This is a genomic window from Polaribacter sp. L3A8 (assembly GCF_009796785.1).
In the GTDB taxonomy this organism is placed as follows: domain Bacteria; phylum Bacteroidota; class Bacteroidia; order Flavobacteriales; family Flavobacteriaceae; genus Polaribacter.
Map to the genome: position 1 here is coordinate 2,142,501 of NZ_CP047026.1, position 14,939 is coordinate 2,157,439.

Consider the following 14,939-nt stretch of genomic DNA (forward strand, 5'->3'; position numbering starts at 1 on the left):
GACATCCTTTTGTGAAGTATGAAACAAAAGATATAGTGGATAGCCCGACCTTTTTTACCTGAAAATTGATTGAAATTAAAGATGTGTATTTGATATATGACCTTAACTTTTTTAGAATTCACCTAAAAAAAGGGAACACCCAAAGGAAAACGCTCCTTTATTAAGAGAAAACCTTATTAATAAGTGTGTTTAATAATAAGTACATATATATATTGTGTAAAAAATTGTTTTCTAATATCTTTGCATCCTCAAATATTAGACATTAAATGATTAAAATAACATTACCTGACGGAACTATTAAGGAGTTTGCTGTAAACAGTACTCCGATGGATGTTGCAAAAAGTATTAGTGAAGGGTTTGCTAGAAACGTAATATCTGCAAATTTTAACGACGTAACTGTTGAAACCACTACTCCATTAACCACGGATGGTTCTTTAACTTTATATACATTTAATGATGATGGTGGAAAGAAAGCTTTTTGGCATTCTTCTGCACACGTATTAGCAGAAGCTATTTTAAGTTTTTATCCGAATGCTAAATTGACTATTGGACCAGCTATTGAAAATGGTTTCTATTATGATATTGATTTAGGAGAAGATGTTATTTCTGATAAAGATTTTTCTAGCATAGAAAAGAAGTTTTTAGAGATTGCTAGAGGAAAACATGAGTTTTCTTTACGTTCTGTTTCTAAGGCAGATGCTTTATCATTATATAAAGCAGAAAATAACGAATATAAAGTTGAGTTGATTGAAAACTTAACAGACGGAGAAATCACTTTTTGTGATCATAGTAACTTTACGGATTTATGTAGAGGAGGTCACATACCAAATACAGGAATTATAAAAGCGATTAAAATAATGAGCGTTGCTGGTGCTTATTGGCGCGGTGACGAAAAAAATAATCAGTTAACACGTGTTTATGGAATTAGTTTTCCGAAACAAAAATTGCTAACTGAATATTTAGAGTTATTAGAAGAAGCTAAAAAACGTGACCATAGAAAATTAGGTAAAGAATTAGAGTTGTTTACTTTTTCTCAGAAAGTTGGTGCTGGTTTGCCTTTATGGTTACCAAAAGGTGCTGCTCTACGTAATCGTTTACAAGATTTCTTAAAGGTAGCACAAAAGAAAGCTGGTTATGAAGAAGTAATGACACCTCATATTGGTCAGAAAGAATTATATGTTACTTCTGGGCATTATGAAAAATATGGTGCAGATAGTTTTCAGTCTATAAAAACACCTAAAATGGATGAGGAGTTTTTATTGAAACCTATGAACTGCCCACATCACTGTGAAGTTTATAACTTTAAACCTTATTCTTATAAAGATTTACCAAAACGTTTTGCAGAGTTTGGTACCGTTTATAGATATGAACAAAGTGGAGAACTACATGGTTTAACACGTGTTAGAGGTTTTACGCAAGATGATGCACATATTTTTTGTACACCAGAACAATTAGACCAGGAATTTAAAGACGTTATAGATTTAGTTTTATATGTATTTGGTTCTTTAGGATTTGAAGATTTTACCGCACAGGTTTCTATTAGAGATAAAAGCAACCCAGATAAATATATAGGAGATACTGAAACTTGGGAAATTGCTGAAAATGCAATTATAAGTGCAGCAACTGATAAAGGTTTAGATTTTGTGATTGAAGAAGGTGAAGCTGCCTTTTATGGACCTAAATTAGACTTTATGGTAAAGGACGCTTTAGGCAGAAGTTGGCAACTTGGAACGATACAAGTTGACTATAATTTACCAAAACGTTTTGATTTAACCTATAAAGGAGCAGATAATCAATTGCATAGACCGGTTATGATACATAGAGCACCGTTTGGATCTATGGAGCGTTTTATTGCAGTATTACTAGAGCACACGGGAGGAAACTTCCCGCTTTGGTTAACTCCAGATCAGGTTATCTTATTACCAATCAGTGATAAATATCAGAAATATTCAGAAAAAGTTTTAAAATCGTTAGAAAATTCCGAAATTCGCGCCCTGGTAGATAACCGAAGTGAGAAAACTGGTCGTAAGATTAGAGATGCCGAAGTTAGCAAAACACCATTTATGGTTATTGTTGGTGAAAAGGAAGAACAAGACGGCACAGTTTCTGTAAGAAGACACGGTGAAGGAGATATAGGAACATTTACAATTGAAGAATTTATTTCTTTAATTAAAGCAGAAGAAAGTAAAACATTGAAGAATTTTTAATTAATTTTGAAATTCATCGGGAACATAAAAAGGTTGGAAAACAACCATAAGTTAAACTTAAAATATATAAGTCATAGCAATTCGTAGAAGCAGGTCAAGAAGACCGTTAAGAGTAATCAAAGAAGATCAACATAGGATTAATGAGAAAATAAAATATGTTGACGAAGTTCGTCTTGTGGGCGAGAATATAGAAGTTGGTGTATATCCTTTAGATAAAGCTAAAGAATTAGCCAGAGAACAGGAATTAGATTTGGTTGAAATATCACCAAAAGCTAAGCCACCTGTTTGTAAAATTATTGATTACAAGAAATTCTTGTATGAGCAAAAGAAGCGTGAAAAAGTCTTAAAGTCTAAAGCAACAAAAGTGACTATAAAGGAAATACGTTTTGGACCTCAAACTGATGAGCATGATTATGAGTTTAAAAAGAAACATGCCGTTAAGTTTTTACAAGAAGGAGCAAAATTAAAAGCATTTGTATTCTTTAAAGGACGTTCTATTATTTTTAAAGAACAAGGACAAATTTTATTATTAAAATTAGCCCAAGAACTTGAGGAATATGGTAAAGTAGAACAGTTACCAAAGTTAGAAGGTAAACGTATGATTATGTTTATTGCTCCTAAAAAGTTAAAGTAATTATTACAAAATAGCTACAAGGGTTAAAAACCTTGTAGGATATAAAAAAGTTTCTGAAACTTGTTTTGGAAATTAATGTCTTATAAGCAAGATAAAAACGAAGGAGAGATGCCTAAAATGAAAACAAAATCTAGCGCCAAAAAACGATTTAAAGTTACTGGTACTGGAAAAATCAAAAGAAAGCACGCGTTTAAAAGTCACATCTTAACAAAGAAGTCTAAAAAACGTAAATTAAAGTTAACTCATGATGGTTTAGTACATAAAGCAGACGAGTCTAACATTAAGCAACAATTAAACTTAAAATAAGTTTAAAAAGGGAATTTAATTATTAACCATGGAGTTAGGCCAAAAATAAAAAGTATTCTTAAATGAATCGCCTACTACAAAACACATTGAAATTATGCCAAGATCAGTAAATTCAGTAGCCTCAAGAAAAAGAAGAAAAAAAATCTTGAAGGCTGCAAAAGGTTACTTCGGACGTAGAAAAAACGTTTACACAGTAGCAAAAAATGCAGTTGAAAAAGGTATGCTTTATGCATACAGAGACCGTAAAAACAATAAGAGAAACTTCCGTTCTTTATGGATTGTGCGTATTAACGCGGCAGCTCGTTTACACGGAATGTCTTACTCTCAGTTTATGGGTAAAGTGAAAGCTAACCAAATCGAATTAAACCGTAAGGTTTTAGCAGATTTAGCTGTTAACAACCCAGACGCTTTTAAGGCAGTTGTAGAAAAAATTAAATAAATAATAATACTTGCTTATATTTAAAAACCCAAACATAAAGTTTGGGTTTTTTTTTTATAAATTTACGCACGTAAAAAAAAACTAACAATGAAATCATTTTTAATAGCTTTATTATTACTAGTATCTACTTTATCTTTTGCACAAGAAAATGCAGATGAAGTACAAGAAAACAATTCTATTCAAGGTCAATTTGATAAAATTTACAGAGTATCAACCACTTATCAAGTATATAAAGTAATCAGCAAAGACAGTTATCAACGTTTAAAATCTAATGTTTTAGACTCTCTTAAATCTTCAAAAAAAATAATTTCTAAAAAAAATAATTTATTAAAGGCTGAAAAGGAAAATATTGAAAAAAACAAAAACCTTTTGGCTAAAACTAAATTAGACTTAGATGCTGCTTTAATTAAAGAACACTCTATTTCTATTATGGGCATGCAATTAAGTAAAACAACCTACAACCTTGTACTTTGGAGCCTTATAATACTATTAGTTTTAGGTTTATCATATTATATATTTAAGTTTTCGAAAAGTAATGTTTTAACCAAGGAAGCAAAAGATAATTTAGCCGAAATTGAACAAGAATTTGAAAAACACAGAAAGAATACTTTAGAAAAAGAACAAAAACTGCGAAGACAGTTGCAAGATGAAATTAATAAACAGAGAAACAGTTAATTTCTGTTTATTAAGGATTAATATATAAACACATACTTTAAATTCTACTAATAAATACACAGTGAAAACACAAGATTGCATATTTATATTAAGGGTTTGACAATAATAAAGGTTTCTAAATAAAATCTCTTACTTTCTTTGGTAATTTAAATAGTATTTTCTTATCTTTTGATTCTAAAATTAACTAACCATATTTAATTACTTAAATTTTATGAAAGCCCTTTTTTATACTAGAGAATTTCCTCCTTACGTATATGGTGGAGCTGGTGTTCATGTAGAATATCTTGCAACAGAATTAGCTAAACTTATGCATGTTGATGTAAGGTGTTTTGGAGACCAAAATGACACTGTCAACAATCCCACTGTAAAAGGTTTTCCTTACGAAAATCCAATTTTTGATAATTCTGATGACAAGCTTAAAGCTATCTTTCAAACTTTAAGTACAGGCCTTCATATGAACGCAGAACCTATAGATGCAGATGTAATACATTGTCATACTTGGTACTCACATTTTGCAGGAATCGTTGCAAAACTTTGCTATGGCATACCTTTAGTAATTACCACACACTCCCTAGAACCCTTAAGACCCTGGAAAAGGGAGCAACTAGGGCGTGGATACGATGCTTCTTCTTGGATAGAAAAAACAGCTATTGAAATGGCTGATGCATTAATTGCTGTTTCTAAAGAAACAAAAGAAGATGTTCTAAAGCATTTTAACGTAGATGAAAGTAAAATTAAGGTAATTTATAACGGTATTAACTTACAACAATACATTACAACTCCAGAAACTTCTACTCTAGACGAATACGGTATTGATAAAAATAAACCTTATGTCCTTTTTGTAGGTAGAATAACAAGACAAAAAGGAATTATTCATTTAGTGAATGCCATAAAATATATAGACCCAGACACACAAATAGTATTATGTGCTGGTGCTCCGGATACACCTGAAATTGGTAAAGAAATGAAAGATGCCGTTAACGAGGTTAAAAAAACTCGTAAAAACGTTATTTGGATTGACAAAATGGTTACCAAAGAAGAAATAATTCAATTATATTCTCATGCTGATGTATTTTGTTGCCCTTCCATCTATGAACCCTTTGGTATTATAAATATTGAAGCAATGGCATGTAACACCGCTGTTGTTGCCAGTGCAGTTGGCGGTATTAAAGAAGTTGTTGTTCATAGAGAAACTGGTTTACTTATACCGGTAGAACAACAAGACTCGGCACCATTTGAACCTATAGACCCAAATAAATTTGCTAAAGATTTAGCTGATGGAGTTAATGAGGTAATTAACAATCCTGAATTAAGGGAGTCTATGTCCCAAAAAGGTAGAAAAAGAGTAGAAGAACATTTTGATTGGATATCGATAGCAAAACAAGTAGAAGAATTATATAAATCAGTAAAAAAATAAGCAATGATAAACGATAAAGTACTAGGAATTATTTTAGGAGGAGGACAAGGCTCTAGATTATATCCGTTAACAAAAGATAGATCTAAACCTGCTGTACCTATTGCTGGTAAATATAGATTAGTCGATATTCCCATTTCTAATTGTATCAATTCTGATATAAAAAGGATGTACGTATTAACTCAATTTAATTCTGCCTCTTTAAATGCACATATTAAAAACACCTATCACTTTAGCTTTTTTAGTTCTGCCTTTGTTGATGTATTAGCTGCTGAACAAACGATACATAGTGATAAATGGTTTCAAGGTACCGCTGATGCTGTAAGACAAAGTATGCTCCATTTCTTGGAGAATGATTTTGAATATGCCCTAATTCTTTCTGGTGACCAATTATATCAAATGGATTTTAACGATATGATTAAAAAACATGAAGAAAGTGGCGCAGAAATTTCTATTGCTACTTATCCTGTTAATGCTAAAGATGCTACACAATTTGGTTTATTAAAAACTAATAACGAAAATATAATTACTTCTTTCATAGAAAAACCAGCTGCTGAATTATTGCCAGATTGGACTTCTGATGTTAGTGATGAAATGAAATCGCAAGGTAGAGATTACTTAGCTTCTATGGGAATCTATATCTTTAATAGAGATTTATTAGTTGAATTGATGAAAAATCCAGATACCAATGATTTTGGTAAAGAAATTATTCCACAAGCCATAGAAACACATAAAACATTAAGTTATCAATATGAAGGGTACTGGACTGATATTGGAAATATTGACTCGTTCTTTGAAGCTAATTTAGGATTAACAGATGACGTTCCTAAATTTAATTTATATGATGAGAAAGGAATATACACTAGACCAAGAATATTACCAACTTCTAAAATTGCAGGTTCTATTTTAAATAAAGCTGTAATTGGAGATGGATGTATTATTCATGCAGAAAAAATAGAAAGGTCTGTGATTGGTATTCGTTCTAGAATTGGTAAAAATTCTTTAATATCTAACACCTATATGATGGGGAATGATTCTTATGAAACTTTGAGTGAAGTTTCTGAAAACCATATTGAAATTATGATGGGAATTGGAGAAAGATGCTACATACATAACTGTATTATAGATAAAAATTGTAGAATTGGTGATGATGTTAGAATTAACGGTGGACCGCATATAGCAAATATAGAAACAGATACTTATATGGTTAAAGAGGGAATTGTAGTTATTAAAAAAGATGCTACTATACCAAAAGGAACCAACATCGGATAACATAATTTTTTACTTTTTTATTATTTAAATGAACCAAATTAATGCAAAATCAAAGTAGAATTGTAGTAGAAAATATTGCTCCACAATTAAATAGTGGACAAGTTAGTATTAAACGTGTTGTAGATGAAATTGTACATGTAACTGCAGACGTATTAGTGGACGGTCATGATGTACTTCAGGCTAATTTATTATTCAAACATGAAAAGGATAATAAATGGACAGAGCTTAGAATGACACCAACTTCTAATGATGAATACACAGCCTGTTTTCATACAATAAAACAGGGTTCTTATTCTTATAAAGTAGAAGGTTGGGTAGACTATGCCTTAAACTGGCAACATGGCTTAGAAAGAAAAATTGATGACACTCAACATGTAAATTCAGAACTTTTAGAAGGGGCAGAACTATTACTTGCAATTACAGATAAAGTAACTCCCGAAGAAAAAGACTATTTATTACATTTAATATTTATCTTTAAAAACACTAAAAACTATACAGAAGCCATTAAGGAAGCTAGTTCAGAAAGGTTAACATCAATTTTAAAAAAATATCCAGAGAAAATTTTAACAGAAACTTCTCAAGAATACAACGTTTACGTAGATAGAAAAAAGGCGAGATTTAGTACTTGGTATGAGTTCTTTCCACGTTCTGCTGCAGAGCAAGAAGGACAACACGGTACTTTTAATGATTGTCACAGAATATTACCAAGAGTTGCCCAAATGGGGTTTGATACCTTATACTTCCCTCCTGTTCATCCTATCGGAGAAGTAAATAGAAAAGGAAAGAACAACACCACTGTTGCACAAGATGGAGATGTTGGTTCTACTTGGGGAATTGGTTCTAAACATGGTGGTCATAAAGATCTGCATCCACAATTAGGTTCTTTAGAGGACTTTAAAAACTTAGTTACAAAAGCAAAGGAGTTAGGTATAGAAGTTGCTATGGATTACGCATTACAAGCTGCACCAGATCATCCATGGGTAACAGAACATCCAGATTGGTTTAAATGGAGACCAGATGGTACGGTACAATATGCCGAGAATCCTCCTAAAAAATATCAAGATATTCTTCCTATTTATTGGGAAAGTAAAGATTTTAAAAATCTTTGGCAAGAATGTTTATACACCTTATTATATTGGATAGATTGTGGAATTAATGTTTTTAGAGTTGATAACCCACATACAAAACCTTACTTCTTTTGGGGTTGGGTTATTGCAGAAGTAAAAAAACAGCATCCTGATGTATTATTTTTAGCAGAAGCATTTACCAGACCAAAGGTTATGCAACAATTGGCTAAACAAGGCTACACGCAATCTTACACTTATTTTACTTGGAGAGATTCTAAACATGAACTTATTGAGTATGTAAACGAACTAACCAAAACGGATCAAAAAGAATATATGCGACCTAATTTCTGGCCAAATACACCAGATATTAATCCATTTCATTTGCAAGGAGCTCCAGAAAGTAAATACATACAACGCTATGTTTTGGCAGCAACCTTAAGTTCTAATATTGGTATTTATGGCCCTGTCTTTGAACAAATGATTAGTGATCCAATTCCTGGAAAGGAAGAATATAATATGTCAGAGAAATTTCAACTTTGTCATTACGATTGGTTTAAACAAAATAAAGTAACCACTTTAATTTCTAAAATTAATCATATAAGAAAAGAGCACGAATCGTATCAACAAACAAACAATATCAAATTTGTAGAAACTGGTAATGATCAAATTATTGCATTCTATAAATGGAATGATACTAGAAGTAATGAAACATTGACAATTATAAGTTTAGATGCTTATAATTCTCAATCAGGCTCAATACAATTGCCCCTTCATGACCTAAAAATTAATAATGGCCAGAAAGTGGAAGTACAAGATTTGGTAACAAGAAATTGCTATGATTGGTATAGTGAATGGAATTATGTAGAGCTACATGCAACACTTCCATTCCACATTTTTAAAATCAACAAGTAATTATAAAAAATACCAAACAAAACAATATTATAAAAGATAACTTATGGCGCAAACAAAAGTACACAGTCTTTTTACTGAATTTGATATTAGCCTATTTAAGGCCGGAAAACATTATCGTTTATACGAAAAATTTGGCTCACACATTACTACTGTAGACGGTATAAAAGGAACTTATTTTGCAGTTTGGGCACCAAGTGCTAAATCGGTATCCGTTATTGGAGATTTTAATTTCTGGTTAGAAAGAGAACATCACTTAAATGTACGTTGGGACGGAAGTGGTATTTGGGAAGGTTTTATACCAGATATTGGTAAAGGAACTATTTATAAATACAAAATAAGAAGTGCAAATAACAATGTAACCACAGAAAAAGCAGATCCTTTTGCAAGAAGATGTGAACATCCGCCAAAAACAGCATCAGAAGTTTGGGAAGATGATTACTCTTGGAATGACAAAAAATGGATGAAAAATAGAAAGAAAAACAACGCACTAGATGCTCCTTTTTCTGTTTATGAAGTTCATTTAGGTTCTTGGAAAAAACAAATTGAAGAAGGTCGTTTTTTAAGTTATAGAGAATTGGCCGATGAATTAGTGGATTATGTTGCGGAAATGAATTTTACACATGTAGAGTTTATGCCAATAATGGAATATCCGTACGACCCAAGTTGGGGATATCAATTAACAGGATATTTTGCACCAACATCTCGTTTTGGATATCCTGATGAATTTAAATATTTAGTGGATAAATTTCACGAAAAAGGAGTTGGAGTATTATTAGACTGGGTACCTTCACACTTCCCTTCAGACGATCATGGATTAGGATTCTTTGATGGATCTCATTTATACGAGCATCCAGATAGAAGAAAAGGGTATCATCAAGATTGGAAAAGTTTAATTTTCAATTATGGTAGAAACGAAATAAAAGCCTTTTTAATAAGTAACGCCATCTTTTGGTTAGACCAATACCATGCAGATGGTTTAAGAGTAGATGCTGTAGCTTCTATGTTGTTTTTAGACTATTCTAGAGAAGAAGGAGAATGGGAACCTAATGAATTTGGTGGTAGAGAAAATTTAGATGCAATTAACTTTATCAAAGAGATGAATACGGCTGTATATGAGGCTTTTCCTGATGTACAAACTATTGCAGAAGAATCTACTTCTTTTCCAAAAGTATCAAAACCAATTTACGATGGTGGTTTAGGATTTGGAATGAAATGGATGATGGGTTGGATGCATGACACCTTAGATTATTTTGCAAAAGAGCCTATCTACAGAAAACATCATCAAAATGAATTAACCTTCAGTTTAAATTACGCTTTTACAGAGAACTTTATGTTGCCTTTATCTCATGATGAAGTTGTGTATGGTAAAAAATCTATTGTAAATAAAATGCCTGGTGATGAATGGCAAAAATTTGCTAATTTAAGAATGCTATACAGTTTGATGTTTACACACCCTGGAACTAAATTATTATTTCAAGGTGGTGAGTTTGGACAAACTTCTGAATGGAATTTTAATGGTAGTTTAGATTGGCATTTATTAGATTACGATGTACATAAAGGAGCTCAAAATTTAGTAAAAGACTTAAATAAATTATATCAAAAAGAACCTGCATTACATGAAAAGCAATTTTCTCATGAAGGTTTTGAATGGATAGATCATGGAGATCATGAAAATTCTGTGATGTCTTATATTAGAAAAGGAGTAAGCGAAAAAGATAATGTCATCGTTATTTTAAATTTAACACCAGTTCCAAGAGAAAATTATAGAATAGGATTACCAAAAACAGGAACCTTAAAAGAAATTTTTAATAGTGATGCTGTAAAATATAGCGGAACAGGAAACTTTAATAATAAAAAATTAACCTCAGAAAAGAAAGAATGGAATAATAGAAAACATTCTATTGAATTAGATTTACCTCCACTAGGAATGATCGCATTTAAATACAAATAAGTATAGATCCTCTTTTTCACATTCTTTGTTTTGATAAAAAAGAGGGTTCATTTTTTTATAAATCACAAAAAAAGAAGTCATTTTTAAGACTTCAAAAAATCTTTCAATAATATTCGAAAGAAATCGTATTCTGTTTACTTTTAAATAAATAAACAATATTTTTACCCCTTAAATAGACAAATACACTATCGTTTAAAAAAGGTGTTAAACCATGTTCTTACATACTTTTTCACGATTTTTACACGTTTAATAAACAACCAAAATTATGATTGTTAATACAGAGTTAGAACAAAAAGGAAATTTATTTCCTTCTGAAATTGTGAGCTACAAGAAAGATGTAGACACCTTATATTTTACCACAAAGAACAACGTAATATTACAACTTACTGTAGTTAGAGACAGTGTTATAAGATTTAGATATGCTACTACTGGTAAATTTGAAAATGATTTTTCTTATGGAGTAACCATACATGCTTCTAGAGGATATGATTTTTTAGACGTTACCGAAAATGAAACTCATTACATCGTTACAACATCAAAATTAATCTGTAAGGTAGAAAAAAGTAGCTTACAAGTTAAACTTTTTGATGCAATCGATTTAAAACTAATTAACGAAGATGAAATTGGTTTTCATTGGGAAGAAAGCTATGAATATGGTGGTGACATTGTAAAAATGAGTAAAACTTGCCAGAGAGCAGAAAGTTTTTATGGTTTAGGTGATAAACCTGTGGACGTAAACTTAAAAGGAAAACGTTTTGAAAACTGGGCTACAGATTCTTATGCTTTTGGTAAAGATACAGATCCTATTTACAAAGCAATTCCTTTTTATACTGCTATTCAAGGAGGTAAATCTTATGGAATTTTCTTTGATAACACTTTTAAATCACATTTCGATTTTGCACATGAAAGAAGAAATGTAGCTAGTTTTTGGGCACAAGGAGGTGAAATGAATTACTATTTTATCTACGGTCCACAAATGGAAGATGTTGTTAAAAATTATACAGACTTAACAGGAAAGCCACATACGTTGCCTCCATTATGGGCTTTAGGATTTCATCAATGTAAATGGAGTTATTACCCAGAAACAACCGTAAAAGAAGTTACCAAAACATTTAGAGATTTAAAAATCCCTTGTGATGCTATTTATTTAGACATCGATTATATGGAAGGATTCCGTTGTTTTACTTGGGATAAAAAACATTTTCCTGATCCAAAAAGAATGGTTAAGGAACTAGAAGACGATGGTTTTAAAACCGTAGTAATTATAGATCCAGGAATTAAAATAGATTTAGAATACGATGTTTTTAAAGAAGCATTAGATAAAGATTATTTCTGTAAACGTGCAGATGGACCTTATATGAAAGGTAAAGTTTGGCCTGGTGAATGTTATTTTCCAGATTATACAAAACCAGAAGTTAGAGAATGGTGGTCTGGATTGTTTAAAGAATTAATTGAAGATATTGGTGTAAAAGGTGTGTGGAATGATATGAACGAACCTGCTGTAATGGACGTTCCTAACAAATCTTTTCCAGATGATGTTCGTCATGATTATGATGGAAATCCTTGTTCTCATAGAAAAGCACACAATATTTATGGAACTCAAATGGCACGTGCTACCTACCATGGTTTAAAGAAATATGCATATCCAAAAAGACCTTTTGTAATTACAAGATCTGCGTATTCTGGAGCACAGCGTTATACTTCTACTTGGATGGGAGACAATGTTGCTACTTGGGAACATTTAGCAATTGCTAATAACCAAGCACAAAGAATGGCAATGTCTGGTTTTTCTTTTGCAGGATCTGATATTGGTGGATTTGCAGAGCAACCACAGGGCGAGTTGTTTGCACGTTGGATTCAACTAGGTGTATTTCATGCCTTTTGTAGAGTACACTCTTCTGGAGATCATGGAGATCAAGAACCTTGGGTTTTTGGAGATGAAATTACAGACATTGTAAGAAAATTCGTTGAAATTAGATACCAACTATTACCTTATTTATATACTGCATTTTGGAAATATATAAATGACGGAACACCAATCTTAAAGTCATTAGTATTATACGATCAAGAAGATACGGCTACACACCATAGAAGTGATGAATTTGTTTATGGAGAACAAATTTTAATTTGCCCAATACTAGAACCTAATGCTAAGGGAAGAAGAATGTATGTTCCTAGAGGTAACTGGTATAACTTTTGGACAGACGAACTTGTAGAAGGAGGAAAAGAAATGTGGGTAGAAGCAGATATTGACAGCATGCCAATATTTATTAAAGAAGGAGCAATTATACCTAAATACCCTGTACAACAACACGTAGAAGAAAAAGAATTTGATGAAATTACTTTAGATCTATATTATAAAGAAGGTAAGGAATCGTCACAATTATATGATGACGCCCATGATGGATATGATTATAAAAAAGGAAGGTTTAGTTTACGTACTTTTAAAGTAACAGGTAAAAAAGAAGAGTTAATTATACAACAACACAAACAAGGAGATTTTAATGCAGGTTATACCAAGTTTAATATTGTATTCCATAATTTACCTTTCGAAATTACCTCTATTGAAATAGATAACGTAATTACACCTTTAAATGAAGCTAATCTTGATGGAAATCAATCTATACTTATAGATAAAGAGTTTACTCAATTACATTTAATAGGAAAATAATTTTTTATTCTAACTGTTTTCAGTGAGAACACTCACTGAAAACAGTGAACTAAAAAACCCCATAAATGGGTATTGTGAGGGTTGTATTACTAGCATACATTTGTAGTATAGTAATCTTTCCCCCAAGCAACGCATAAATTGTTTAAGATTTCTTAATTATTTGAATAACGCAAAAAGCGATTAACAGTTGTCTAAACTTTAATCGCTTTTTTTATGCTCTAAATTTAATATTGAAAATAAAAAAAACCTCAAAACATAGTTTTGAGGGTTTTACTTTTATAAATAAGGCAAACTAGATTCCGTCTCCTAATCCTTTTAATTTTTGTGTATTTTCAGCAAGCATTAATTCATCAATAATTTTCTGAATATCACCATTTAAAATATTTGGTAAATCATATAATGATAATCCAATTCTATGATCTGTAACTCTACCTTGTGCATAATTGTAAGTTCTAATCTTAGCACTTCTATCTCCAGAAGAAACCATAGAACCACGCTTTAAAGCATCTTCTGCATTTTTCTTTGCCAACTCCATATCATACAAACGAGAACGTAGTACTTTAAAAGCTTTCTCTTTATTTTTATGCTGTGATTTTTGATCTTGACATTGTGCAACCAAACCAGTTGGAAGGTGGGTTAAACGCACTGCAGAATAAGTAGTATTTACAGATTGACCACCAGGGCCAGAAGAACAGAAAAAATCTATTCTTACTTCCTTTGGATTAATTTCTACATCAAATTCTTCAGCTTCAGGAAAAACCATACAAGTTGCTGCAGATGTATGCACACGACCTTGAGTTTCTGTTTGTGGAACTCGTTGTACACGGTGTACACCAGCTTCAAACTTTAAAATTCCATAAACATCATTACCGGTAACTTCAAACTGAATTTCTTTGAAACCGCCATTTGTACCTTCAGAATAATCTACCGTAGAAACTTTCCATCCTTTACTTTCGCAATATTTAGAATACATTCTAAATAAATCTCCAGCAAAAATACTTGCTTCATCCCCTCCTGCTCCTGCACGTAATTCTACAACTGCATTCTTAGAATCTTCTGGATCTTTAGGTATTAATAATACTTTTATTTCATCTTCTAATTCAGGAATTCTAATATTGGCTTCATCAATTTCCATCTTCGCCATCTCGTTCATTTCGGCATCAGAACCATCAGCAAGAATTTCTTTTGCTTCTTCTATATTGTTGGTTAAAGTTTGGTATTCATCCCCTTTTTTAACAACATCACCTAAATCTTTATATTCTTTCATCAATTGCGCATAACGCTTCTGATCCATAATGATTTCTGGCTGAATAATTAAATCAGAAACTTCATCATAACGCTGCTTTACAATTCTTAATTTATCTAACATCTTCTGTCTTTTCTTGGATTGC

The 14,939-nt window shown here is 31.6% G+C and carries 11 protein-coding genes; 10 read left to right on the plus strand and 1 reads right to left on the minus strand.

Annotated elements, in window-relative coordinates; genetic code table 11:
* Positions 1 to 266 precede the first annotated feature (266 nt).
* The 10 genes from thrS (at position 267) to GQR92_RS08890 (ending at position 13,548) form a co-directional block, all read left to right on the plus strand.
* On the plus strand, positions 267 to 2,207 hold the full coding sequence (thrS, locus tag GQR92_RS08845; protein WP_158838841.1) for a threonine--tRNA ligase: 1,941 nt from the start codon (positions 267 to 269) through the stop codon (positions 2,205 to 2,207).
* A gap of 115 nt (positions 2,208 to 2,322) precedes the next feature.
* Positions 2,323 to 2,841 carry a translation initiation factor IF-3 gene (gene infC, locus GQR92_RS08850; RefSeq protein ID WP_302849609.1) on the plus strand — a complete coding sequence of 173 codons (519 nt, stop codon included), beginning with the start codon at positions 2,323 to 2,325 and terminating at the stop codon, positions 2,839 to 2,841.
* A 108-nt stretch (positions 2,842 to 2,949) separates the two neighbouring features.
* A complete protein-coding gene (gene rpmI / locus GQR92_RS08855; protein WP_068450938.1) occupies positions 2,950 to 3,147 on the plus strand; it encodes a 50S ribosomal protein L35 in 198 nt (65 codons plus the stop codon).
* A gap of 94 nt (positions 3,148 to 3,241) precedes the next feature.
* On the plus strand, positions 3,242 to 3,586 hold the full coding sequence (gene rplT, locus GQR92_RS08860) for a 50S ribosomal protein L20 (protein ID WP_068450935.1): 345 nt from the start codon (positions 3,242 to 3,244) through the stop codon (positions 3,584 to 3,586).
* An 87-nt stretch (positions 3,587 to 3,673) separates the two neighbouring features.
* The gene (locus tag GQR92_RS08865) at positions 3,674 to 4,261 is read left to right on the plus strand and encodes a hypothetical protein (protein ID WP_158838842.1); all 588 of its coding nucleotides are present in this window, start codon (positions 3,674 to 3,676) and stop codon (positions 4,259 to 4,261) included.
* A gap of 211 nt (positions 4,262 to 4,472) precedes the next feature.
* Positions 4,473 to 5,678 (plus strand): glycogen synthase, encoded by a 1,206-nt coding sequence (gene glgA / locus GQR92_RS08870; protein WP_158838844.1) that lies wholly within the window; start codon positions 4,473 to 4,475, stop codon positions 5,676 to 5,678.
* Between the two features lie 3 nt (positions 5,679 to 5,681).
* Entirely contained in the window at positions 5,682 to 6,947 is a 1,266-nt protein-coding gene (locus GQR92_RS08875) for a glucose-1-phosphate adenylyltransferase (RefSeq protein ID WP_158838846.1), read from the plus strand.
* A gap of 41 nt (positions 6,948 to 6,988) precedes the next feature.
* Positions 6,989 to 8,926: an alpha-1,4-glucan--maltose-1-phosphate maltosyltransferase gene (locus GQR92_RS08880; protein ID WP_158838848.1), complete on the plus strand. Its 1,938-nt coding sequence runs from the start codon at positions 6,989 to 6,991 to the stop codon at positions 8,924 to 8,926.
* Between the two features lie 43 nt (positions 8,927 to 8,969).
* Positions 8,970 to 10,877, plus strand: coding sequence for a 1,4-alpha-glucan branching protein GlgB (gene glgB / locus GQR92_RS08885; protein WP_158838850.1), 1,908 nt, complete (start codon positions 8,970 to 8,972; stop codon positions 10,875 to 10,877).
* A gap of 265 nt (positions 10,878 to 11,142) precedes the next feature.
* Positions 11,143 to 13,548, plus strand: a complete 2,406-nt coding sequence (locus GQR92_RS08890; RefSeq protein ID WP_158838852.1) for a glycoside hydrolase family 31 protein — start codon at positions 11,143 to 11,145, stop codon at positions 13,546 to 13,548.
* 292 nt (positions 13,549 to 13,840) lie between these two features.
* Here the strand turns inward: GQR92_RS08890 and prfA are convergent, their stop codons facing one another.
* The gene (gene prfA / locus GQR92_RS08895; protein WP_158838854.1) at positions 13,841 to 14,917 is read right to left on the minus strand and encodes a peptide chain release factor 1; all 1,077 of its coding nucleotides are present in this window, start codon (positions 14,915 to 14,917) and stop codon (positions 13,841 to 13,843) included.
* Positions 14,918 to 14,939 lie beyond the last annotated feature (22 nt).

Excerpts from the sequence above, each read along its gene's own strand:
- GQR92_RS08880 (WP_158838848.1), top strand. The coding sequence starts at position 6,989 with ATGCAAAATCAAAGTAGAATTGTAGTAGAAAATATTGCTCCACAATTA.
- prfA (WP_158838854.1), bottom strand. The coding sequence starts at position 14,917 with ATGTTAGATAAATTAAGAATTGTAAAGCAGCGTTATGATGAAGTTTCT.
- glgA (WP_158838844.1), top strand. The coding sequence starts at position 4,473 with ATGAAAGCCCTTTTTTATACTAGAGAATTTCCTCCTTACGTATATGGT.
- GQR92_RS08865 (WP_158838842.1), top strand. The coding sequence starts at position 3,674 with ATGAAATCATTTTTAATAGCTTTATTATTACTAGTATCTACTTTATCT.
- GQR92_RS08875 (WP_158838846.1), top strand. The coding sequence starts at position 5,682 with ATGATAAACGATAAAGTACTAGGAATTATTTTAGGAGGAGGACAAGGC.
- thrS (WP_158838841.1), top strand. The coding sequence starts at position 267 with ATGATTAAAATAACATTACCTGACGGAACTATTAAGGAGTTTGCTGTA.
- glgB (WP_158838850.1), top strand. The coding sequence starts at position 8,970 with ATGGCGCAAACAAAAGTACACAGTCTTTTTACTGAATTTGATATTAGC.
- rpmI (WP_068450938.1), top strand. The coding sequence starts at position 2,950 with ATGCCTAAAATGAAAACAAAATCTAGCGCCAAAAAACGATTTAAAGTT.
- GQR92_RS08890 (WP_158838852.1), top strand. The coding sequence starts at position 11,143 with ATGATTGTTAATACAGAGTTAGAACAAAAAGGAAATTTATTTCCTTCT.
- rplT (WP_068450935.1), top strand. The coding sequence starts at position 3,242 with ATGCCAAGATCAGTAAATTCAGTAGCCTCAAGAAAAAGAAGAAAAAAA.